Source organism: Rhizobium sp. ZX09 (assembly GCF_017357485.1).
In the GTDB taxonomy this organism is placed as follows: Bacteria; Pseudomonadota; Alphaproteobacteria; order Rhizobiales; family Rhizobiaceae; genus Agrobacterium; species Agrobacterium pusense.
The window spans coordinates 1,056,676-1,077,991 of the sequence record NZ_CP031364.1 but is presented as its reverse complement, the minus strand read 5'-3'; the positions used below and the strand labels follow the sequence as shown (position 1 = coordinate 1,077,991).

19 protein-coding genes are annotated in these 21,316 nt (G+C 58.8%); 8 read left to right on the top strand and 11 right to left on the bottom strand.

Annotation, left to right across the window (positions count from 1 at the left end; translation table 11 throughout):
* Window positions 1–13 precede the first annotated feature (13 nt).
* The 4 genes from ehuB to ehuA are packed head-to-tail and all read left to right on the top strand — an operon-like array spanning window position 14 to window position 3,072.
* A complete protein-coding gene (gene ehuB / locus BTN45_RS19620) occupies window positions 14–865 on the top strand; it encodes an ectoine/hydroxyectoine ABC transporter substrate-binding protein EhuB (protein WP_004437452.1) in 852 nt (283 codons plus the stop codon).
* A 60-nt stretch (window positions 866–925) separates the two neighbouring features.
* Window positions 926–1,591, top strand: coding sequence for an ectoine/hydroxyectoine ABC transporter permease subunit EhuC (ehuC, locus tag BTN45_RS19615; RefSeq protein WP_044459529.1), 666 nt, complete (start codon window positions 926–928; stop codon window positions 1,589–1,591).
* Between the two features lie 12 nt (window positions 1,592–1,603).
* On the top strand, window positions 1,604–2,296 hold the full coding sequence (gene ehuD, locus BTN45_RS19610; RefSeq protein ID WP_004437448.1) for an ectoine/hydroxyectoine ABC transporter permease subunit EhuD: 693 nt from the start codon (window positions 1,604–1,606) through the stop codon (window positions 2,294–2,296).
* Window positions 2,293–3,072, top strand: coding sequence for an ectoine/hydroxyectoine ABC transporter ATP-binding protein EhuA (ehuA, locus tag BTN45_RS19605; protein WP_207590650.1), 780 nt, complete (start codon window positions 2,293–2,295; stop codon window positions 3,070–3,072). The genes ehuD and ehuA overlap by 4 nt, the downstream gene beginning before the upstream one ends.
* A gap of 185 nt (window positions 3,073–3,257) precedes the next feature.
* Here ehuA and BTN45_RS19600 read toward each other — a convergent pair whose 3' ends face one another.
* On the bottom strand, window positions 3,258–4,298 hold the full coding sequence (locus tag BTN45_RS19600; protein ID WP_207590646.1) for a LacI family DNA-binding transcriptional regulator: 1,041 nt from the start codon (window positions 4,296–4,298) through the stop codon (window positions 3,258–3,260).
* Entirely contained in the window at window positions 4,295–4,576 is a 282-nt protein-coding gene (locus BTN45_RS19595) for a hypothetical protein (RefSeq protein ID WP_142187065.1), read from the bottom strand. The genes BTN45_RS19600 and BTN45_RS19595 overlap by 4 nt, the downstream gene beginning before the upstream one ends.
* Between BTN45_RS19595 and BTN45_RS19590 the strand changes: the two genes are divergently transcribed.
* The 3 genes from BTN45_RS19590 to BTN45_RS19580 all read left to right on the top strand — a co-directional run bounded on the left by BTN45_RS19590 (window position 4,563) and on the right by BTN45_RS19580 (window position 7,831).
* On the top strand, window positions 4,563–5,465 hold the full coding sequence (locus BTN45_RS19590; protein ID WP_112765987.1) for a sugar phosphate isomerase/epimerase: 903 nt from the start codon (window positions 4,563–4,565) through the stop codon (window positions 5,463–5,465). The two genes, BTN45_RS19595 and BTN45_RS19590, sit on opposite strands and share 14 nt — an antisense overlap.
* Window positions 5,466–5,546: 81 nt before the next feature.
* On the top strand, window positions 5,547–6,719 hold the full coding sequence (locus BTN45_RS19585; protein WP_112766011.1) for a Gfo/Idh/MocA family oxidoreductase: 1,173 nt from the start codon (window positions 5,547–5,549) through the stop codon (window positions 6,717–6,719).
* A 182-nt stretch (window positions 6,720–6,901) separates the two neighbouring features.
* Window positions 6,902–7,831 (top strand): TIM barrel protein, encoded by a 930-nt coding sequence (locus tag BTN45_RS19580; RefSeq protein WP_207590645.1) that lies wholly within the window; start codon window positions 6,902–6,904, stop codon window positions 7,829–7,831.
* Window positions 7,832–8,010: 179 nt separating this feature from the next.
* Here the strand turns inward: BTN45_RS19580 and BTN45_RS19575 are convergent, their stop codons facing one another.
* The 9 genes from BTN45_RS19575 to BTN45_RS19535 form a co-directional block, all read right to left on the bottom strand.
* The gene (locus BTN45_RS19575) at window positions 8,011–8,373 is read right to left on the bottom strand and encodes a hypothetical protein (protein ID WP_207591681.1); all 363 of its coding nucleotides are present in this window, start codon (window positions 8,371–8,373) and stop codon (window positions 8,011–8,013) included.
* Between the two features lie 259 nt (window positions 8,374–8,632).
* Entirely contained in the window at window positions 8,633–10,057 is a 1,425-nt protein-coding gene (locus BTN45_RS19570) for an amidase (RefSeq protein ID WP_112765990.1), read from the bottom strand.
* Window positions 10,058–10,067: 10 nt separating this feature from the next.
* A complete protein-coding gene (locus BTN45_RS19565) occupies window positions 10,068–11,198 on the bottom strand; it encodes a M20/M25/M40 family metallo-hydrolase (protein ID WP_112765991.1) in 1,131 nt (376 codons plus the stop codon).
* Between the two features lie 80 nt (window positions 11,199–11,278).
* Window positions 11,279–12,439, bottom strand: a complete 1,161-nt coding sequence (locus BTN45_RS19560) for a M20 aminoacylase family protein (RefSeq protein WP_112765992.1) — start codon at window positions 12,437–12,439, stop codon at window positions 11,279–11,281.
* A gap of 32 nt (window positions 12,440–12,471) precedes the next feature.
* Window positions 12,472–13,974, bottom strand: a complete 1,503-nt coding sequence (locus BTN45_RS19555) for a M81 family metallopeptidase (protein ID WP_207590644.1) — start codon at window positions 13,972–13,974, stop codon at window positions 12,472–12,474.
* 18 nt (window positions 13,975–13,992) lie between these two features.
* Window positions 13,993–15,663, bottom strand: a complete 1,671-nt coding sequence (locus BTN45_RS19550; RefSeq protein WP_207590643.1) for an ABC transporter ATP-binding protein — start codon at window positions 15,661–15,663, stop codon at window positions 13,993–13,995.
* Window positions 15,660–16,517 carry an ABC transporter permease gene (locus tag BTN45_RS19545; RefSeq protein WP_223215483.1) on the bottom strand — a complete coding sequence of 286 codons (858 nt, stop codon included), beginning with the start codon at window positions 16,515–16,517 and terminating at the stop codon, window positions 15,660–15,662. Before BTN45_RS19545 ends, BTN45_RS19550 begins: the two co-directional genes overlap by 4 nt.
* 29 nt (window positions 16,518–16,546) lie before the next feature.
* Window positions 16,547–17,488 carry an ABC transporter permease gene (locus BTN45_RS19540; protein WP_004437414.1) on the bottom strand — a complete coding sequence of 314 codons (942 nt, stop codon included), beginning with the start codon at window positions 17,486–17,488 and terminating at the stop codon, window positions 16,547–16,549.
* Between the two features lie 72 nt (window positions 17,489–17,560).
* Complete coding sequence (locus BTN45_RS19535; RefSeq protein WP_004437412.1) at window positions 17,561–19,171, bottom strand: ABC transporter substrate-binding protein; 1,611 nt, start codon at window positions 19,169–19,171, stop codon at window positions 17,561–17,563.
* A gap of 304 nt (window positions 19,172–19,475) precedes the next feature.
* Here BTN45_RS19535 and BTN45_RS19530 point away from each other — a divergent pair, with 304 nt between their 5' ends.
* Window positions 19,476–21,146: a helix-turn-helix domain-containing protein gene (locus BTN45_RS19530; protein WP_152625438.1), complete on the top strand. Its 1,671-nt coding sequence runs from the start codon at window positions 19,476–19,478 to the stop codon at window positions 21,144–21,146.
* The last annotated feature ends 170 nt before the right edge of the window (window positions 21,147–21,316 follow it).

Below are 21,316 nucleotides of genomic sequence, written 5' to 3'. Positions count from 1 at the left end.
GAGGAGTTAGAACATGAAGATCACCAAATTCGCCGGCCTTTCCGCCCTCGCCCTTACCATCGGCGTGACGTCAGCCAGCGCGCTCACCGTCGAAGAAGTCAAAAGCCAGGGCTACATTCGCGCCGCCACGGCTAATGAAGTGCCCTATTCCTACATGCAGCCGGATGGCACCTCCGCTGGCATCGGCCCGGATGTGGCCAATGCGGTTCTGAAGTCGATGGGCATCGAAGAGGTCAACTGGACGGTGACGCCCTTTGGCACGCTGATCCCCGGCCTCAAGGCCCGTCGCTTCGATTTTGCGGCCGCAGAACAGAATATCTCGCCCGAGCGCTGCAAACAGGTGGCCTTCACCGAGCCGAACTCATCCTATGGCGAAGGCCTGCTGGTGAAGAAAGGTAATCCGAAAAAGCTGACCACCTACGCCGATATCGCCAAGGACCCTTCGTTGAAGGTGGCCGTCGTGTCGGGCGCGAACAATGTCGACTTCCTGCGCGCCGTTGGCGTGAAGGAAGAACAGATCGTCTTCATCCCAGCCAATGCCGATGCCATCCCAACCGTGCAGAGCCGCGCCGACGCCTATGCGGCCACGGAGTTGACGGTTTCGGAACTCGCCAAGGGTCAGGCGAACGTCGAGCAGGTAAAGCCTTTCACCGATCCGGTCGTGAAGGATGCGCCGGTGCGCAACTACGGCGGTTTCGCTTTCCGCCCGGAAGACAAGGAGCTGCGTGACGCCTTCAACGCCGCGCTCGTCGAATTCCGCAAGACGGACGACTACAAGAAAATCCTCGCCAAATACGGTCTCTCCGAACAGAGTATCGCGGCAGCGGCCGAAAAGAAGGTCGCCGATCTCTGCGCCGGCAAATAATGCCAGCCGGCGCCCGGGCATAACCGGGCGCCGTTCCTCGGGAATTCGGGAAATCTCCAGATGGACATGACTGCCTATCTGCCGATGTTGTGGCAAGGCGCCGTCGTCACGATGACAATTACGCTCGCAGCGCTTGTTGTCGGTACGGTACTCGCTTTTTTCTTCGGCATTCTGCGCGTCGAGGGCGGACCGATCCTGTCGGCAATCGCGCTCTGTTATACGGAAGTGTTTCGCGGCACCTCGCTGCTGGTGCAGCTATTCTGGTTCTATTATGCGCTGCCGCTGGTCGGGTTGAGCTTCGATCCGATCACGACGGGGGTGCTGGTGCTTGCCGCCCATGCTGGCGGCTACGGCGCGGAAATCGTTCGCGGCGCGCTGTCCTCCGTCTCGGTGCAACAGCTGGAAGCCGCACGCGCGCTGAACTTCACACGCATGCAGACGCTTTTTCGCATTTCCTTGCCACAGGCGATCGTCGAAATGATGCCGGCTTTCGGGAATCTGGCCATCGAGACGCTGAAGCTTTCCTCGCTTGTCTCGTTGATCTCGATTGCCGATCTCACCTTCGCTGCGCAGTCGATCCGCAACCTGACGCTGGACAGCGCCAGCATCTATTCGGTCACGCTGCTTTGTTATTTCGCGATGTCGCTGATCCTGATGGTCGTCATCCGGGTGATCGAACGCTTCGTGCGGCGCGGCAATGTCTTCCCGCGCACGCGCCATTCGTAAGGATGTCTTCTCATGATGTATGGTTACGAATGGGACACGACCACCTGGCTTACCTACACGACCTCCATCCTGCCCATCATCCTGATCGGTCTGACCGTGACGCTGAAGGCAGCCGCCGCCGGTTTTGCCATCGCACTGGTTCTGGGACTTGTCTTTGCGCTGCTGCGCCGCAGCCAGGTAAAGATGATTTCCTGGCCGACTGCGCTGGTGGTCGAATTCCTGCGCGATACGCCGCTTCTGGTGCAGCTGTTCTTTCTTTATTATGTGCTTCCGGATTTCGGCATCGTCTTGCCCGCTTTTCTGACCGGCGCGCTGGCGCTCGGCCTACAATATGCGGCCTATACTTCCGAGGTCTATCGCGGCGGCATAGAGGCGATACACCATGGCCAATGGGAAGCGGCGACCGCGCTTAACCTGACGCGCATGCAAACCTATCGCGATATCATCATTCCCCAGGCCATTCCGCGCATCGTTCCAGCCATGGGCAACTATCTCGTTGCCATGATCAAGGAAACGCCGGTGCTATCGGTCGTCACGGTTCTTGAGATGATGGGGCTTGCCAACATGATCGGCGAACGCACCTTCGAATATCTGGTGCCGCTGACGCTTGTCGGCCTGATCTTCCTCCTTCTGACCATAATCTGCTCGGCAGGCCTCAGCCGCCTGCAAAGGGCGCTCCCAAAAGCAGGAATACCCTTGCGATGACCAACACCACCAATCAGCCACTGATCGAATTTTCGGATGTCACGAAACGCTTCGGCATTCTGACGGTGCTCGACCAGTTCAATTTCAGCGTGGCGAAGGGTGAAAAAGTCACCCTCATCGGCCCTTCCGGCTCCGGCAAGTCGACGGTCCTGCGCATTCTCATGACACTCGAACCCTTCCAGGAGGGAAAACTGACGCTGGCTGACATGTCCTATCATGAGCCGGGAGGCAAGGGCCCCTTCATGGCCTCGGAAAAACACCTGCGCCAGATCCGCAACCACGTCGGCATGGTTTTCCAGAGCTTCAATCTCTTTCCGCATATGACCGTGCTGCGCAACATCGTGGAGGCGCCGGTGCGTGTTCTGGGTATCGCCCGTGGAGAGGCTGAGGCGCGTGCGATCGAACTATTGAAAATGGTGGGGCTTGCGGACAAGAAAGATCATTATCCGGTTCAGCTTTCCGGCGGACAACAGCAGCGTGTCGCCATCGCCCGCTCGCTCGCCATGCGCCCGCGTGTATTGCTTTTCGATGAGCCGACCTCGGCGCTGGACCCGCAGCTGGTGGGCGAAGTGCTCTCCGTCATCCGCGATCTCGCGCATGAGCACGATCTGACGATGCTGCTTGTCACCCACGAAATGCGCTTTGCCCGTGAGGTATCGGACAGGGTCTGCTTCTTCGACAAGGGGCGCATCTACGAACAGGGAAAGCCGGAGGAAATTTTTGGAGAGCCGAAAGAAGAGCGGACCCGCGAGTTTCTCTCTTCGGTTCTGCGGTAAGCATGGTTGCCCATAAAAAGCCGACTACGAAAAGCGTCCGCGTTCTCGCACCGTGCCACCGACCGCTGCCATTCTTCACCACGTATCGTAACAGGCGCGCGCACCACCAGCCTTGGTGTGGATTGGCTTTTCCCAATCGGTAATTTCACGCAGTTAGAGAATTTTGAATTCCCGTTACCCTGCGATCATGTCCAGATGCTTTCGGGCGTCAGGATTTCAAAAGGCACGATCCGCTGTTCAACGGAAGACGAATCCGCGTTCTCGATGCGTCGCAACATCACGTCGATCAATTGTTGCGGCATCCTGTCGAGGGGCAGTGGCAGCGAAGCGGTAATCAGCCCCTCATTCAAGCCCTTGCGCGTTTCCGGGCCGATATCGTTGCAGACGATCTTTATGCCGCGCTGTTTCTCCGCAGGCAGCTCCCTGAGCGCCCGCAAGACGCCCGATATGCCGCCGCCATTGACATATACCCCCCTGAGCCCTGGTTCGGCAGCAATGATGTCCCGAATGACGGCATAGGCATTTTCCGGCTCTTCATGGGTCAGCAGTGTTTCCGCTACCTGCAGTTCCGGCGTGTTCTCGCGCATGTAGGAGCGAAAACTGGCATCTGAAACATCCTGGCACTGATAACGGTTGCTGCCGATCAGGGGCACGACCACCCCCTCGCCTTTCACGGTCTGACTGAGGAACCAGGCGGCCGTCCGGCCGCGTTTCCAGCTGTCGGTTCCGACAAAACCCGCCCGGCTCGCCGCTGACAGATCGGACACATAGGTCACCACGGGAACACCTTTGCTCCGCAACTCATCAATGGCCTGGCTCACCAGCGGGTGATCGGCAGTCACAACCGCAATTGCGTTGCAGCACTGCCCCATCTTCAGGAGATTGGCGGAAACGGCCTCCGGTGAAAGATCGTCCTCAAAAACCACGTCCGGCTCGATGACGCTTTCCAGCCTCTGATGTGCGGCAGCGACGATCCCTTCTCCCCAAAGGCGGTAAAGCGGCCGGTGGGATTGCTGCAGCAGGAAGCCCAGCCTGTAATGTGGCAAGGCCTCGCGCCTTCGGTCCTTGATGGTGCCCAGACCATAAAACCCGATCTCCTGCGCCGCCTTGAGAATTTGGTTGATCGTATCCTGACGTACGGCGCTCGAACCGTGCAGCAGCCGGTTGACAGTGGAGATGCTGACGCCCGCGGCTCTCGCAAGATCGGCAATGGTGGGTCGATTCATGGCGCCCTCAATCGTATCATTGATGAATGACATGAAATGATACGAAATGCAACGCCAAATGAAATATAAATTCCATTTCCGCGAAAATGAAAGATATAAATCGGCCTGTCATTCAGGCCCATCGGGAGGAAGGGCGGGGAGGAAGCAATGGCATTTTTCAGGAAATCTTTCGCGATACGAACCGCGTCGCTTGTGATGGCGTCCATTGCCTTTGCGGCCATCCCCCCTCGCCATCCAGTCGAGACATAAGAAGGATCAAGATCGATGAAAATCGCCATCGACCCCCACATGCACCGTTTCACCAACCTCGATGAGCTGCCCGCCAAAGTTAAGGAGCTCGGTTACGACTGGATCGAACTCAGCCCGCGCGCCGATTTCCTCGAATGGTTCAAGGCGCCGCGCGTGTTTCCCGAACGTATCAGGTCCTTCAAGAAGGCTTTGAAAGAGGCCGATGTCGGCATCGCCGCGCTGCTGCCAATGTATCGCTGGGCCTCCAATGATGAAACCGAGCGGCAGGCAGCGGTCAAACACTGGAAACGCGCTATCGAGATCGCAATCGAACTTGAGGTCGACACGATGAACTCGGAGTTCGGCCGTGGACCGCATCCCGACAAGGGCTCATGTTATTGCTGCCATACGGGTTCGATGATCGAGGCCTGCGAGGATGCATGGTGGCGCTCGATGGAAGAGCTGGTACCGATCTTCGAGCGCGAGAACATCAGCCTGCATGTCGAGCCGCATCCGGAAGACTGGTGCGAAACGCTGCAGCCGGCGCTTGATATCATCCGCACGGTCAACTCCAGGAACGTCAAATTCCTCTATTGCGCGCCACACACCTTCTATTTCGGCGACGACACCAAGGCGATGCTTCGGGAAGCCAAGGACGTGCTGGCCCATGTGCATGTGGGCGACACCTTCAACCACAGGGCAAGTTCTGGGCTCCGCTACATTCTCAACCCGCCCGGTACACAGGCAAGGGTGCACCAGCACCTGAATATCGGTCAGGGCGAAGTGCCATGGGACGACTTCTTCGGCACGCTCGCTGAAATCGGTTTCGACGGCATCATGACCTCCTGCGTCTTCGCCTGGGAAGACAGGGCGGATGAATCGAGCCGGTTCATGCGCACCAAGATGCAGGACTATATCGACCTCTATTTCAAGAAATAACGCGAAAAACCGGTGCCGGTGCCCAGGCAGAACCTGCTTCTGGCTACGCCATTCGAAACATCCGACGGAAAGACGATCGACATGATCAATGGAGAAAGACTGATTTCGCGACCGCTGCGCTGGGCCATGGTGGGCGGCGGCCGGACGGGACAGGTAGGATACAAGCACCGCACCGGCGCTCTGCGCGATGGCAATTACCAGCTCGTCGCCGGCGCCTTCGACCTGGATGCCGAAATGGGCCGCGATTTCGGCGTCAATCTCGGCGTGGCGGCGGAACGCTGCTACCCGGATTACAGGGCTCTGATAGCTGGCGAAACCGCGCGCAAAGACGGTATCGACGTCGTCTCCATCGCCACCCCCAACTTTACCCATTACGAGATCACCAAGGCCTGCCTTGAAGCCGGGCTGCACGTCATCTGCGAAAAACCGTTATTCTTCACCGTTGCAGAATGTGACGAGGTGGCGCGGCTGGCCGAACAGAAGGGACTGATCGTCGGCGTCACCTATGGCTATACCGGCCATCCGCTGGTGCACCAGATGGCGGCCATGGTCAAAAAGGGGATGCTGGGCGATATCCGCATCGTCGATCTGCAATATACCCACGGCTTCAATGCCGGCGACGATGTGGGCGCAGGCGAGGCCGTCAAATGGCGCACCAATCCCCGTACCGCTGGCCCGACCTTCGTGCTCGGCGATATCGGTACGCATCTCTATTATCTCTCGGAAATCGTGCTGCCGCACATGAAGGTGGAACGACTGCTTTGCGACCGGAAGGCCTTCATCCCGACGCGGGCGCCGCTGGAGGACCATGCGACGGTTCTCATGCATTATGATAATGGCGCACGCGGGCGTCTGTGGGTTTCTTCCGTCAATGCCGGCAATATGGGGTCGCAGCGTTACCGCTTCATCGGTTCCAGGGCGTCGCTTGAATGGTCCGATTCGCGTCCCGATCAGCTGATCTATCAGGTTCAGGGCGAGCCGGAGCGTATCCTGCATCACGGCATGCCGTATCTGGAAGAGGAGAGCCTTGCTATCGATCGTATGGGCGCGCTGCACACCGAAGGTCTCGGTGATAGCTGGTCGAACATTTACCTCTGGATCGCCCAGGCAATCGATGCGGCCAATCGCGGTGACAGGGCCTTTCTCAAGACCCATCACTATCCCGGCATCACAGCCGGCACAGAAGGCGTTCGCTGGCTGGAAAACTGCGTTCGTTCGGCCGATGCCGGTGCCACCTGGGTCGATTTCGCATAATGGATTTACGGGCATTCCGGATCAATCCTCCTCCGGCTGGGTCAGCCTTCAAGTGAGGATTTCATCATATTCACCAAGCGGACAGCCGGCCCTCCATCGTTGCCCTGCAAGCCGCCATCAACCGATGAGACGTTGCACCCGGCTAGAGAACAGGCCGATGCCGCTGCCGCCATGAGGATCAAATGACCAACCCGATCACCATCACCACCGCTCCCTGCTGCTGGGGCGTCGACGACGTCAAGAACCCGCATCTTCCCCATTGGGAAAGGGTGCTGGACGAAGCGAAAGCAGCCGGTTTCGGCGGTCTGGAACTCGGCCCCTACGGTTATCTGCCGCTCGACCTCAGGCGCGTTTCGCAGGCGCTGGATGAACGAGGCCTCAAGATCGTCGCCGGCACCATCTTCGACGATCTGGTCTCACCCGGAAATCGCGACAATCTGCTACGCCAAACTGAGGAGATCTGCGCGCTGATAACGCGCCTGCCAAAGCCGGAAACCCATGCGGGCCAACGTTTTTCCGCCCCCTATCTGACGGTGATGGACTGGGGCCATGACGAGCGTGATTATGCCGCCGGACATTCTGACCGCGCGCCACGTCTCGATAAAACCGCCTGGCGGGGCATGGTCGAGAACATCCGGGCCATCGCAACGCTCGCCCGGGACAAATATGGCGTGCGCGCCACCTTACATCCCCATGCCGGCGGCTACATCGAGTTTGCCGATGAGTTGCAGCAGATCGTTGAGGACATTCCCGCAGATCTTGCGGGTCTCTGCCTCGATACCGGCCATATGGCCTATTCCGGCATGGACCCCGTCGCCACGTTGCGCCGCTATTGGGATCGCGTCGACTACATTCATTTCAAGGATATCGACGCCGCGGTCTTTCAGGAAGTGATGGCGGAGCGCATCCGCTTCTTCGAGGCCTGCGCCAAGGGCGTGATGTGTCCGATCGGCCGCGGCTCGATTGACTATCCAGCCATCCGCAGCCTCCTGACCGAACTTGGTTATGGCGGCTATATCACCATCGAACAGGAACGCGATCCGCGTAATACTGGCAGCATTCTCGATGATCTGGCAGCCAGCAGGGAATTTCTTGCAAAAAGCGGCTTCTGAACCCGAAGGGCGCGGCCAGCGGCCGCGTCTCCCGTTTCCATACAATGGCTGCCTCAATCTTCAATGATCGTTCGATCATATGCGAGAGCTTTTGAAGCGAGAGACTATTCCCGCAACGTCCAATATCGCGACGCCATGAAAGGCCGGGGCTACCTGAACGACAGAGCCGGCTCTGCGAACTAAACCTCGACAGGCTCGCGGACATCATCCAGCAGAAAGTGCACGATCACATAAGGCGTGGTGTATTTTTGACCGCTATCCGACACGCTTTCGACACTGCCGCCATCGGAGGGATGCCACTTCTGGTAACGGGGATTATTGGCGATCAGCGTAATGGCCTTGCCCGCAAACCTGCCGTTCAACCGATAGCGAGCCTCGGCAAGCGGCCAAATTTTCTCGAAGTCCTGCTGGCTGATACGAACTTTCAAGGCTTTCCTGGAAATGGTTTTTCCCGGCGATCCATCCTCATGTGCCACCGGTGGAATATGCAATTCGACCTCTTCCGCATCGTCCAGCAGAAAGGCAAATTCATCTGGCCACATCCGTCTCACGTATCGCTCCTCCCAAAGCTTTGCGCCCCACAGCACTCCCATGATAGCGCCTCAGCCGCTACAGGCAATGGCAGAGATTTGTTGTTGCGAACAGACGGAAGCCCGGGATGCAACAGAAACCATACTCATGGCTCTGCAATTGAACGCAGGACCCGGTCCAACGAGACGATATTACTTGCTACAAGCCGCATAAGCTATCCGTCTCAGACCGGCTCGCGCTTCAAAGAAAGCCCCGGAGCGCCAAAGGGGTTTACATGACCGCATCACCCGTCTGGATGTCAGCTGACTGCTCATACGCCAGTGCAAATTCAAGGGTTGCCCGGTCACTGCGTGGTGGTCCCACCAGCTGTATACCAGTCGGCAACCCGTTAACCCCGAATCCCGCGGGAACGGCCGCCACGGGAAGTCCAGCCAGCGTGGGACCGATCACGACCTCCATCCAGCGATGATAGGTGTCCATGGCTTTTCCGTCGATTTCGGTCGGCCACGAGAGATCGATATCGAAAGGGAATACCTGTGCACTCGGCATCAAAATAAAATCGTACCGTTCAAACAATCTGCAGAGATACTGGTACCAGGCTGTCCGGACGACGGACGCATTAAAGATATCGGCGGCACTGCACGAAAGCGCGATGTCGAATTCAAACATCTGTTGCCGATTGAGAAGCGACCGTGTTTCCGGCTGGTCATAAAAGGCGCGCAGGCCGTGGGTCACGCTGAAGCTACGCAATGTCATCCACGCTTCCCAGAGTTTCGGCAGTTCGAAATCCGGCACGAGTTCATCGATATCGCAGCCCATGTTCGCCAGGACGGCGAGAGCCTTGCAATCAACATCCAGAACCCCGGGCTCAAAGGGAAGATATCCACCGAAATCACCAAACCAGGCGACTTTCATTCCCTGTGTCGTTGCAGGACCTCGGATTGCGAGACTTTCGTCCGCCAGGGATAGCGGGTCGCGCCGGTCATAACCTGCCTGCGTTGCGAGAAGCAAAGCGGCGTCCTCCACCGTCTTGCCCATGGGGCCTGAAGTGGCAAGCTGGCCAAGGAAAAGCTCGTTCCCTTTTGTGCCTGGGACCCTCCCAAAACTCGGCCGGAAGCCGACAACGTTGTTGAAGGCGGCAGGATTGCGCAGTGAGCCCATCATATCAGAGCCATCTGCGACCGGCAGCATCCGGCAGGCGAGCGCCGCCGCCGCGCCACCGGAAGAACCGCCGGCGCTTCTGGTCCTGTCATAGGGGTTTCGGGTTGGACCATGGACAGGGTTGGTCGTATGGGACCCAAGGCCAAATTCGGGCGTGTTGGTCTTGCCAATGAAAATCGCGCCGGCGGCGCGAACACGTTCCACATGGAGACTGTCGGCGGTGGAAACAAAATTGTCAAAGAGCGGCGACCCCCAGGAGCACGGCAGGCCCCGAACTTCGGAGAGATCTTTTACCGCCTGGGGGAACCCGTGCATCCATCCGCGCGAGCGACCCCCCTCAAGTTCCCGGTCACAGGCGCGCGCCTCCTCCAGCAACTCTGTGCTTGGTCGACGAAAGACGATCGCATTCACGGCCGGATTGAGACTGTCGATGCGATCGAGATAGGCTTCCATCACCGAGAGGCAGGAAACCTGCCGCAGGTGGATTGCCCTGGAAAGCGCGGCTGCGGAGAGCCGGGTGATGTCGCCTGTCATTACTCTGTCCTCAATCCAGCGTCGCCAGAAGACCGGCCATCAGCCTGCCGCGATCAATCAGGCTGTCAATTTCGATGTGCTCTTCGAGGGTGTGATAACCTGCGCCACGCAGCCCCAAGCCACAGAGCGTGGCAATGCCGAGCGCGCCCGTAAAATTGCCGTCGGAACCGCCGCCTGAACTGCCGTGGGGAAGGCAAACCCCAAGACTGTCGGCAAGCAAACGAGCCTTTTCGTAAAGCGCCATGGTTTCCGGACGGTCCGGTGGCCAGACGGGTCTGGTGACGCCGCAGGTGACCGAGAACTCCACCTCGTTTTCCACCCCTGACAAATTGAGCATTCGGGCGACACCGGACGCGAGATCGTCATCGGTTTTCGCCATGGACAGCGCCTCGGCCGTGCACAGCGAAGAGACACAATTGACCCATTGCCCGCCATGCATGACGCCAACGGAAAAAGTGCAGTCGTCGTCGCTCATTTCATCTATCTCAATTACCCTGCGGGCCATTTCGCGAATTGCAGACCGGCCGGATTTCGGCGATACGCCGGCATGCCAGGGTGTGCCACGGGCCACCAGGTTGTAGCGGGCGATGGCATAGCGACCGGTGACCACCCCGTTCTCTTCCCGAGCTGGTTCGGGAACCAACACGTATTTGTTGCGCCGGGCCTCGGCCTCGATCAGGTCCCGCGTCGATGGTGTGCCGATCTCTTCGTCGGGGGTCAGCAAGACGGTGACCGGCAGGCGGGTGCCGATACCCGTGTTCAGAAGCTGCCTCATTGCCTCGAAGACCAGAAAGTTGCCACCCTTCATGTCGAGTATGCCCGGGCCGTAGGCACGTGTATCCTCGATACGAAACGGGAGTTCTTTCAGCGTGCCAACCGGATGAACCGTATCGAGATGACCGGAGACGAGAATTCCGGGCGTGTCGCGGGTGTCGCCAAAACGTGCACGAAGGCTGCCGCCAAGTCCCCTACGGCCGGGGATTCGTTCTATTGTGGCACCGATTGTTGCGAAATCGGTGGCAGCAAGATCCATCATGCGATCCACGGCTGCAGCATCGAATGTCGGGCTTTCGCATTCTATCCAGGGCCTCAGACGCTTCAGCATGGCGTCTATATCAAGGGGAAGTTTGGTGAAATCCATAATTGGGGCTCGTTTCATCGTGACGGGACGCCCGCGCTCAAGGGAGGGGGCAATCCCGATCTTGTGGCAGGGCATGGGCGTCAGGCGGCCAAACGTTTTTCGACGACACGCGCCAGAAGGCTCGCACCAACCGGCAGAATATTGTCATCCAGAACAAAGCCCGGATTGTGCAGCTGTACCGATCCGGCATGGCCAACGGTGCAGTAGACGCCGGGCACCTTGTAGAGCATATCGGCAAAGTCCTCGCTGCCCATGACAGGCTCGTCCTTCGTATAGACAAGGTCTGCACCCACGATGTCGCGGGCGGCATCAGCGAAGCCCTCTACAAGTTCTTCCGTATTGATGAGGACGTCGAAAACATTGCGAATGTCTGTTACAATTTCGACTTCGAAAGACGCGGCAAGGCCGGCTGCGATGGTGCGCATACGCTCACGGATCTGTTCGTTCACCTCGCGATCGAGATAACGCACGGTGCCGGAGACTGTCGCCTCTTCCGGAACGACATTATAGGCGGAGCCGGCATGAATCTGCGTGACCGACACCACGGCTGACCGAAGTGGAGAAATGTTGCGCGACACGATCGATTGCAGAGCCGAGACCAGGTGAGTTGCGACAATGACGGGATCCTTCGACCCTTCGGGACGCGCACCGTGGCTGCCGCGTCCCTTGATGTGAAAATCGAAGAAATCAGCGCCGGCCATTGCGGTGCCCGGCTTGATGCCGATCTTGTTCGGCTCCTCGTTCGGCATATTGTGCAACCCGTAGAGCTCGTCACAGGGGAAACGTTCAAACAGGCCGTCTGCAAGCATGGCGCGAGCCCCTCCGCAGCCTTCCTCGCCGGGCTGAAAGATGAATACGGCCGTGCCGGCGAAATTGCGGGTTTCGGCGAGGTATCGCGCGGCACCAAGTAACATGGTCGTGTGACCGTCATGGCCGCAGCCGTGGAAGCGGTTCGCGATTTTCGACGAGTAAGGCAGGTTGGTACGCTCCTCCATCGGCAGCGCGTCCATGTCGGCGCGCAGGCCGATGGTACGCCCGCTCCCCTTAGCCCCTTTCAAAACGCCGACAACGCCGGTCTTGCCGATGCCGCGATGCACCTCGATGCCGTAGCTCGCCAGCTTGTCGGCAACGATGGCGGAAGTTCGTATCTCCTCAAAACCGATTTCCGGATGAGCGTGAATGTCACGGCGAAGGGCAGTCATTTCATCGTGCCAGGCGGCAATTTTCTCGATAACGGGCATTGCTGTATCCTTGAAATCAAAAAAGTGACGGATCAGGAGAGAGCGACAGAGAGAGGGGAGAGGCGGACGCCCGGGCGAAGCCTCCTCCATGGAAGGGCAGCCGGGTCAACGGCCATTGGACCGGGTGCGGCACAAACGAGAATTGTCTCGGCAAACGGTTCGAAATCTGCGCGGAAGTGCACCGAGCTCTTGTTGACGAGAATGCTCGACGTTTTCGGCTCGATGCCGAGATAACGGAACAGGCCGCGGTCGGCCATCTGCACCTTGTGAGAGGCTACGGCTACGCGAACGCCACCGATCCTGAGGCACGCTGAAGGTCCAAGCCGCATCAGGGTGTCGCCGTAGTAGGGACCGGTGACGCGTGTCAACCCGTCGGACAATGCTTCGACGATGAACTCGGCCTCAAGCGGCTCGTCACCGGGAATGCCGGATTTTCCACCGAGCGCGATGCGGATCGTTGCGCCGACGCCTGCTGCCTGTGCTGCCAGCGCAGCCTCAGGGTCATAGAGCAGGCCAAGTGCTGCGTTCTGTGCACCGTTGTCGATGAGAGCCCGCAGCATTCCGGTCGTATCGGAATCGCCACCGGCCCCGGGATTGTCCTGAGTATCCGCAAGCACGACAGGCTTTGCGGCGTTTGCGGCAAGACGTATTGCCTCCTTTACGCCCTCATCAGCGCTGTAGACGCGCCCGGCAAAGGCGGGCTCGCTGCCGTCGATCAGGGCCTTCAGCTCGTCGGCGGCAAGATCAGCTGCTTCCTGCGTCGTTCCATAGGAGAGAACAGTCGCACCGCAATCGTTGAAATCGGCAGCCGGGAAGCCGGGAAAGAAGGAGAGCGAGACAATTGTTTTCTCTTCCTCCAGTCCTGCGAGGCGGGCGTAGATGGATTGCGCCGGCTCCATCTCAGTACATTGCCACGATATGGGGATCAGATAGTCGATCTGACGATAGGACTTCGCAAAACGCTCACCATCCATCAGGCGGTCAAGCAAACCCGCGGCACGTTTGCCAGTCAGGGCCATGTCCACATGCGGATAGGTGCGGTAGCCGATCATGACATCGGCGTCGTCGACCGACCGCCTGGTTATGTTGCCGTGCAGGTCGAGACTGACAGCGACGGGGATGTCGTGGCCGACTGCGCTTTTGATGCGTGCGAGAAGTTCGCCCTCGCCATCGTCCAAATGTTCACAGACCATGGCTCCATGAAGATCGAGGTAGATTCCGTCGACGGGCAGCGCTGCCACGATGCCGGCAACGATCTCACCGGCAATGCGCTCGAAAGCATCCTCGGTAACTTGAGCAGAAGGAACGGCGCTTGCCCGCAGTATAGGAACAACTTCCCAGTTTGCTTGCCGGGCGTAATCGAGCGCGCCCTCGATACCGGTATTGGCGCCCCGGACGAGAGCGATCATCTCCTCGCCGCGGCAGAGCGGCAGATGGCCCGATCCCTTCAGAAAGGCGTCATAAGTGGCTTTGGTGGGAGCAAATGTATTGGTCTCATGAATGAAACCGGCAAAGGCGACACGCCGGGACGTCATCGGTCATTCTCCTGGAAATTATGCAGCTTCGGGGGCAAGCGGCCGGAAATTGGCGAAATCCCAATGCCGCCCCGGGGCGGCATCGATAAGCTGGCGGGTGTATGCATGAACCGGACTGGTGAGCACTTCGTAGCCGCTGGCATATTCCACAATGCGACCTTTCTGCATAACGATCACGTCGTCACATATCTGGGCGGCAACGCGAAGATCATGCGTGATGAACAGGATGGAAATACCGAGCTTTTCCTGCAAGTCCGCAAGAAGGTCGAGTACCTGTGCCTGAACCGATACGTCGAGTGCCGACACTGCCTCGTCGGCCACGAGAACCTTCGGGTTCATGGCAACGGCACGGGCGATCGCGATGCGCTGGCGCTGGCCGCCTGAGAACTGGTGAGGATAGCGGCCCACTGCATCCGGGGGCAGGCCGACGATTGCGAGAAGTTCGCGCGCTCGCTTCAGGGCGTCCCGCCTCGGCGTACCGTAATTTACTGGCCCTTCAATGATGCTTTCCCCCACCGTGATACGCGGGTTGAGCGAGCGATAGGGATCCTGAAACACCATCTGGATATGCTGGCGATATGGCTGCAGGGTCCGGCGGGAGAAATCGGCGATTTCCTGTCCGGAAATGCGGATCGAGCCGGAGGTGGGATCGATCAGCCGCATAATACAGCGAGCGACGGTCGACTTGCCAGAGCCGCTTTCACCGACGATACCGAGAGTACGACCCTTCTTCAGTGTGAAGGACACATCCGTCGCGGCTTTTGTTCCGGCCGCGGTTTTTCCGAAAAAGCCTTTTTTGCCATACACCTTCTCAAGCTCCGAGGCCGAGAGCACGACCTCGTCCGAGAGCGCGGGGCGCGGCTCGCGCGGTTGAAGGCTTGGCACGGAAGAAAGAAGCGTGCGGGTATAGTCCATTTCCGGCGCGCTTAAAATCCTGTCGACCGGACCACTCTCGACGAGATTGCCACGGTTCATCACGTAGACGGCGTCTGCAATCTCGGCCACTACGCCCATGTCGTGGGTTATAAAGAGAACGGCGGTACCCTGCTTTTCCTGAAGTTCATTGATGAGCTTGAGAATCTGCTTCTGGGTCGTCACATCAAGGGCTGTGGTCGGTTCGTCGGCGATCAGCAGTCTGGGTTTGAGGATCAAGGCCATGGCGATCATGATACGCTGGCGCTGTCCACCCGAGAGCTGATGGGGATAGGCTGCGAATATCCGCTCGACATCGGGCAGATGCACTTCCCGCATCATCTCAAGAACGGCGATCTTCTGCTCTCTTGCTGAAAGCGTCGTGTGCTCCTGAAGCACCTCGCAAATCTGCCTGCCAACCGTCAGCACCGGGTTGAGTGCTGTCATCGGCTCCTGGAAAATCATGGCAATATTTTTCGAGCGCAGTGCCCGCATGCGACCGGCGTCGGCCTTGAGGAGGTCTTCACCTTCAAAGAGGATTGTACCCCCTGCAGGTTCAAGAGAATTTCGCGGCAGGAGCCCCATCGTAGCGAGCGAGGTCACCGATTTGCCAGAACCGCTCTCGCCCACAAGGCACACAGTTTCTCCGGCTCGGATGGTGATCGAAATGCCGTTGAGGACCGGCACGCTGTCATCGTCTCCGGTCAGGCGGATGACGAGATTCTCGACGCGCAATACCTCGGACGCGGTGGCGGGATCGAATGCAACAGCCGTCATTTCGCGGCCTCCCTTTTCTTCATGCGCGGATCGAGCAGATCGCGCGCCGTATCACCGAGAAGGTTGATGGAGAGAATGCAGAGCGAGAGCACCAGACCTGGCCAGAAGATCAGTTGCGGATTGATCTGGAAATAGGCGCGTCCCTCGGCCATGATATTTCCCCATGTCGGTATTTCCGTGGATACACCAGCCCCGAGGAAAGACAGGATCGCTTCTGTAAGGATCGCCGAGGCGCAGACATAGGTGGCCTGCACGATGAGCGGCGCCAGGGTATTCGGCATCAGATGCCGCCAGAGGATTTTCGGAAGGCCCGAACCGGCAGCGATCGCGGCCTCGACGTAGGGCTCTTCGCGTGCAGTCAGCACCACCGAGCGAACAAGACGCACCACACGAGGAATTTCCGGGACAGTAATGGCGAACATGACGGTCCAGATATTTGCCCCGGTGAGCGAAACCACGGCGATAGCGAGCAGCAGGCTTGGAATTGCCATCAGTGCGTCCATGATCCGCATGACCACGGCGTCGAGGAACCGAAAGAAGCCCGAGACCAGGCCAATCCCCAGTCCGACAGCCACCGAGATGACAGTCGCTCCGATACCAATAAAAAGGGAGATGCGAGCCCCGTAGAGCACACGCGACAGCAGGTCCCGTCCGTAGGCATCGGAACCGAGCGGGTAGATATCGCTGGCGGGCTTGAGGCGGGCAGAGGGCGTCATGGCCACGGGATCATGCGGAGCAAGCCATGGCGCGAGAACAGCCATGAGAATGATCAGGATAAGAATTGCAAGCGCGATGGCAGGGACGAGGACAGCTTGTCCGCGTTTTTTTCTGCCGGCGAAAACGGGCAGCCGCATGGCGGCACCAAAAAGCGTGGAATTGGCCATCAGTACCGTATCCTCGGGTCGAAGAAGGAGTAGGAGAGGTCGATGAGGAGATTGACCATCACATAGATACCGCTTGTCAGCAGGATCATGCCCTGAATGACAGGGTAATCGCGGGCAAGAATGGCATCGACCGTGAGCCTTCCAATGCCGGGTATGTTGAATACGCTCTCCGTTACCACGACGCCGGAAATAAGCAGCGCAAAGCCGGTGCCGATAATGGTGAGCACAGGAACCGCGGCATTGCGCAGCGCGTGGCGGAACAGGACGGTATTTTCCTTCAGCCCTTTTGCGCGGGCGGTTCGCACATAATCCTCGCCCAGCACTTCGAGCACGGAGGCGCGTGTCATGCGGGCGATCAGCGCGATATAAATGGAAGCAAGTGTGAGGGCCGGCAAAATGGCGCGTTCCGCGAAAGGACCGACGCCCTTGGTGATGCTCCGGAAGCCCTGCACCGGAAACCATTTGAGGTCGATGGCGAAGACCTGGATGAGGATATAGCCGATCACGAAAACCGGCACGGAGAAGCCGACGACCGACACCGTCATGACGGCATAGTCGATCCACGTGCCGTGGCGCCACGCAGCGATGACCCCAAGTGGAACGGCAATCAGCACCGACAGGACGATCGTGACGAGCGCAAGGCTCACGGTCGGTTCGATGTGCTTGCCGATCATCGCAGTGACTGGCGTATTGGAAATCAGCGACACGCCAAGGTCGCCCTGGAGAAGCAACCAGAACCACGAGACGAACTGCACGACGATTGGTTTGTCGAGGCCGAGGGCAGCGCGGATTTTCTCAAGCTGCTCTGGCGTGGCCATGTCGCCGGCGATGATGGCGGCCGGATCGCCGGGCGTTATGCGCAGCAGGAGAAAAACGAAGACGGCTACCGTGATCATTACCGGAACGGAGGCCAGAATTCGGCGGAACGTATAGGCGAGCATAAGCATCCTCACGTCGGTTGGGCAGGCAGGGCAGCGGCATCCACAGGATGCCGCCATGTTCTTCCACGAGGCTCAGTCTTCTGTTTTCTCGATGTTCCAGAACACGGGAACCGGCGATTCCAGGAAGCCGGAAAGCTGGTTGCGCCACACGGAGGGGTTCTTGTACTGGCCAAGCGGAACGTAGCTGACCTCGTCCATGGCATGGGCCTGAAGCTCGGCGGCCGCAGCCTTCTGCTCTTCAGCTGTCGCCGCGGCGATGTATTTGGCGCGCAACGCTTCCAGCTTCTCGTCTGTCTGCCAGCCAAAAAATCCCTTGGCGCCGCGACCGTTCAACATCGGATTGTTAAGCGGCGTCATGATTTCCGGCACAATCCAGTTGGTGAAGAACATGTTCCAGCCACCCTCAGCCACCGGCTTCTGCGAGGCGCGGCGAGTGACGAGCGTCTGCCAGTCCATGGGCTGAAGTTCTACGTTGAAGCCCGCACTCCTCAGCGCAGCCGCCGCCACGACGGGCTGGGCCTTGACGGTCACGACGTCGGTTGGCTGAAGGATGACAACGGGAGTTCCGTCGTAACCGGCCTCCTTGAGGAGTGCCTTTGCGCTTTCCATATCGCCCGCGCCGGTCAGGCTTTCCGAACCGGCCAGTGCTTCAAGCGGCGTACCGCAGCCGAAGACGGAGCCGCAGATGGTGTAGTAGTCCGGATTGCCGATCAGCGCGTCGAGAACATCCTTCTGGTTCATCGCTTTGAGAGCAGCCTGGCGGATCTTCTTGTTATCGAATGGCGGGTAGAGGAAATTCATGCGGCCCATGGTCTGCGAGCCAAGCGTGTTTAGCGTCTTGACGGTCAGTTCGTCATTGCTCTCGACAAGTGGTAGAAGATCAACCGGCGGAGCTTCGATATAGTCGATCTCCCCGGACTGGATAGCGTTGATTGCGGTCTGGGCATCGGGCATGCTCAACCATTCCACACGGTCGACCTTGACCACCTTTCCGCCGGCCAGCCAGCTCGCAGGCTCGTTGCGCGGTACGTAATCGGTGAATTTTTCATAGACCGCCTTGACGCCCGGCTGGTACTCGGCCGTGACGAACCTGAAGGGGCCGGAACCGACAAATTCGGTAATGGCGGTATCGGCCGGGGTTGCGGCAATACGTTTCGGCATCATGAACGGCACGACCGAAGACGGCTTGGCCAGAACGTCGGGCAAGAAGCCGAAGGGTTCCTTCAGCTTGAAAACAAAGGTCCTGTCGTCCGTAGCCGTCAGGCTTTCTGTCTTGTCGAAGAGGATCTGACCGGAAGTATCCCGCTTGCCCCAGCGCTGAAGCGAGGCAATGCAGTCTTCTGCTGTCACAGGTGTGCCGTCGTGCCATTTCAGACCGTCGCGCAGCGTGAATGTATAGGTCAGCTTGTCATCCGAAACAGTGTAGTCAGCCATCTGGGGCTGCGGTTTGAAATCGGCATCAAGCGCCAGCAGCGTGTCATAGATCATGTAGCCGTGATTGCGTACGATATGAGCGGTCGTGATGATCGGATCGAGAATACGCAGGCCAGAATGCGGTACGGCCATCATTGTTGTGGCCGAGGCATCCGTTCCAAAGCCCGCAACACAGGCTGAAAGGGCGATGATCGCCGCAACGAGCCGGCTTCTTGCCCGGCTTGCTTTTCTGGTCAACTGAGCGTGCATGATTTCGCTGTTCCCTTTTTTGTTTGGCAGGTAGCGACCGAAACGCGCGGGCATTGGCCCGCACGCAAGCGCACGGCACCCTTCCGATCCGGACCGTTTTCGATAATGTCGCTGCGATCCCTCAAAGTTTGCGCAGCGAAGAGCACTTGTACCGCCGCAAAGGTGCGGCGAAACATACGACTGCAATACCTTGCGCAACTGCGGCTGTGAGACCGCAACGCGAGAGGCTTGCAAGGTTCAGCTTACTGTCACATGGCGAGCATGTGGGCATAGCTGACTATGACGTCATTCCGATTGGCATAGAGTGCAAGGCGTTCCCCTTAGGATTATTTTACCGCGATGCGATTGCTATTCTCGACTATCGATTATAGGTTCGTTGAAAGCCTTGTCAACGATCTTGCTGCGTCGCAAAATGAATTTTACCAAACCCTCAGAAGGATCCGATCACCGGGCCCGCATTGCCGCGCTGGAAAAGGCATTTGCCGTGCTTGAGATGTTCGGGCCGGAAACGCCTGAACTGAGAATTGCCGATGTTGCGAGGCGAGGAGGGATGAACCGGTCCAGCGCCCAGCGTCTGGTCCATACACTTGTCAAATCTCATTGGCTTGAACGCGACGCACTGAGCGGTGTCCTTTCTCTCGGGCACCGGGCGTGTTATCCCGCACATGTCTATCTTTACAGCAACGAGTTGATCGATCTCGTGATGCCGCTGGTCGTCGAACTGAATGCACGCACCGGCCTCAGCACCGACCTCTGGCTCCTCGACGGCAAGACCGCTGTTACGCTGGCCCGGGTCCCGTCACCCGCCGCATCCCTGGCACTTGCCCCGGTTGGCAGCCGCGTCGCACTTGCCGAGACCGCGCCAGGCCGGGCGCTGTTGTCTCTTATGGATGCGACAACACTCGATACATTTCTGGCAACATGGACAGGCGACGCGGGTTTGCTGCGCGAGCGGATAGCCTCTGAGCGCAGCATGGGATTTTCCTTTGACGGTACTGTCGAAGGCGGATCCCGCCAAGTCATTGCGACCGCTTTTCGCGATGCAGCCGGCCAGCCCCTTGCTGCGATTTCGCTTTCCGGTCCTGTAGACACAGAGGCAGCAGGCACGGTGACCGGGCAACTTTGCGAAACCGTCTCACGCATGGGGGAGTTGATGGTGACACGGGCGGTACGCCCGGCCAACCTCGAGCCAAATCCACGCACGCTGTGGCCGCTGGTCGACGACGAGAATGATCCGCTCGCGGTGACCGCAGTTTCCAAAAGCCTGCATTTATTGCAGTTTTTCCACCCACAAACGCCGCTGCTCACCCTGACGCAACTTTCACAGCAGACCGGTTTTCCGGTGCCGACTGTCCAGCGCATTACAGATACGCTGGCGGGACTGGGCTATCTGAAGAAAGACCAGCCCAAACGCGCTTTCCATGTCTCGGAGCGGGCGCTTGATCTTCTTTATCGTTTCCAGATGGGAAACGCGTTGCTCCGGTCGGTATGGCCTCGGCTTATAAGGCTGCGGGAAGAATGCGGGCTGCGTTGTTCCTTCTGCATCCTGGATGGCACGGAAATCATCCACCTGCTGCATGTTCAAAGCCGACCACAACCGGCTTTCAGAACCGCCTATCCGGGCAGGCGACTTCCGGCCGTTTCATCTTCCGGTGGTCGGGCGATCCTGTCGTGGCTGCCACCTGGAGAGATTGACAGAATTCTTTCGGAAAGCCCCGTCCAGCCCGGTACTCCCTTTACCGTTACGAACAAGGACCAAATCCGCACAGAGATTCTGGAGGCAAGCGTTCGAGGCGTGGCTTTCACGGATCGCCAGTCGATCCGCGACGAGGTAAATGTTGCCGCTGCGGTACCAGGGCCAGAGGGTCGTCCGGCGGGAGCCATCGTCGTATCCGCTCCTGTGCACAGCTGGTCTGTCGAGCGGCTTGAGCGCGAAGTCGTGCCCCTGCTGGTGTCCCACGCCCGTGGCGGATAAGACCTGCCTCACCCGATGTTCTGATCCGCATGGGCCTCCCGGGAAGGGGGGCGTCGGGATCAATTACGGTCCTGACGGACTGCGTGTGAACATGCAGGCGCTGGTTTCACAGCTTGAGCAGTGACATCGAGCCGAAGCCATAATGATGAGCACCGATAATCGGCGAACCA

Coding starts and splice junctions, on each gene's coding strand:
- BTN45_RS19575 (WP_207591681.1), bottom strand. CDS start 8,373: ATGTGGCCAGATGAATTTGCCTTTCTGCTGGACGATGCGGAAGAGGTC.
- BTN45_RS19565 (WP_112765991.1), bottom strand. CDS start 11,198: ATGGATTTCACCAAACTTCCCCTTGATATAGACGCCATGCTGAAGCGT.
- BTN45_RS19580 (WP_207590645.1), top strand. CDS start 6,902: ATGACCAACCCGATCACCATCACCACCGCTCCCTGCTGCTGGGGCGTC.
- ehuD (WP_004437448.1), top strand. CDS start 1,604: ATGATGTATGGTTACGAATGGGACACGACCACCTGGCTTACCTACACG.
- ehuA (WP_207590650.1), top strand. CDS start 2,293: ATGACCAACACCACCAATCAGCCACTGATCGAATTTTCGGATGTCACG.
- BTN45_RS19570 (WP_112765990.1), bottom strand. CDS start 10,057: ATGACAGGCGACATCACCCGGCTCTCCGCAGCCGCGCTTTCCAGGGCA.
- BTN45_RS19535 (WP_004437412.1), bottom strand. CDS start 19,171: ATGCACGCTCAGTTGACCAGAAAAGCAAGCCGGGCAAGAAGCCGGCTC.
- ehuB (WP_004437452.1), top strand. CDS start 14: ATGAAGATCACCAAATTCGCCGGCCTTTCCGCCCTCGCCCTTACCATC.
- BTN45_RS19590 (WP_112765987.1), top strand. CDS start 4,563: ATGAAAATCGCCATCGACCCCCACATGCACCGTTTCACCAACCTCGAT.
- BTN45_RS19550 (WP_207590643.1), bottom strand. CDS start 15,663: ATGACGGCTGTTGCATTCGATCCCGCCACCGCGTCCGAGGTATTGCGC.
- BTN45_RS19595 (WP_142187065.1), bottom strand. CDS start 4,576: ATGGCGATTTTCATCGATCTTGATCCTTCTTATGTCTCGACTGGATGG.
- BTN45_RS19545 (WP_223215483.1), bottom strand. CDS start 16,517: ATGCGGCTGCCCGTTTTCGCCGGCAGAAAAAAACGCGGACAAGCTGTC.
- BTN45_RS19585 (WP_112766011.1), top strand. CDS start 5,547: ATGATCAATGGAGAAAGACTGATTTCGCGACCGCTGCGCTGGGCCATG.
- BTN45_RS19560 (WP_112765992.1), bottom strand. CDS start 12,439: ATGCCCGTTATCGAGAAAATTGCCGCCTGGCACGATGAAATGACTGCC.
- BTN45_RS19540 (WP_004437414.1), bottom strand. CDS start 17,488: ATGCTCGCCTATACGTTCCGCCGAATTCTGGCCTCCGTTCCGGTAATG.
- ehuC (WP_044459529.1), top strand. CDS start 926: ATGGACATGACTGCCTATCTGCCGATGTTGTGGCAAGGCGCCGTCGTC.
- BTN45_RS19600 (WP_207590646.1), bottom strand. CDS start 4,298: ATGAATCGACCCACCATTGCCGATCTTGCGAGAGCCGCGGGCGTCAGC.
- BTN45_RS19555 (WP_207590644.1), bottom strand. CDS start 13,974: ATGACGTCCCGGCGTGTCGCCTTTGCCGGTTTCATTCATGAGACCAAT.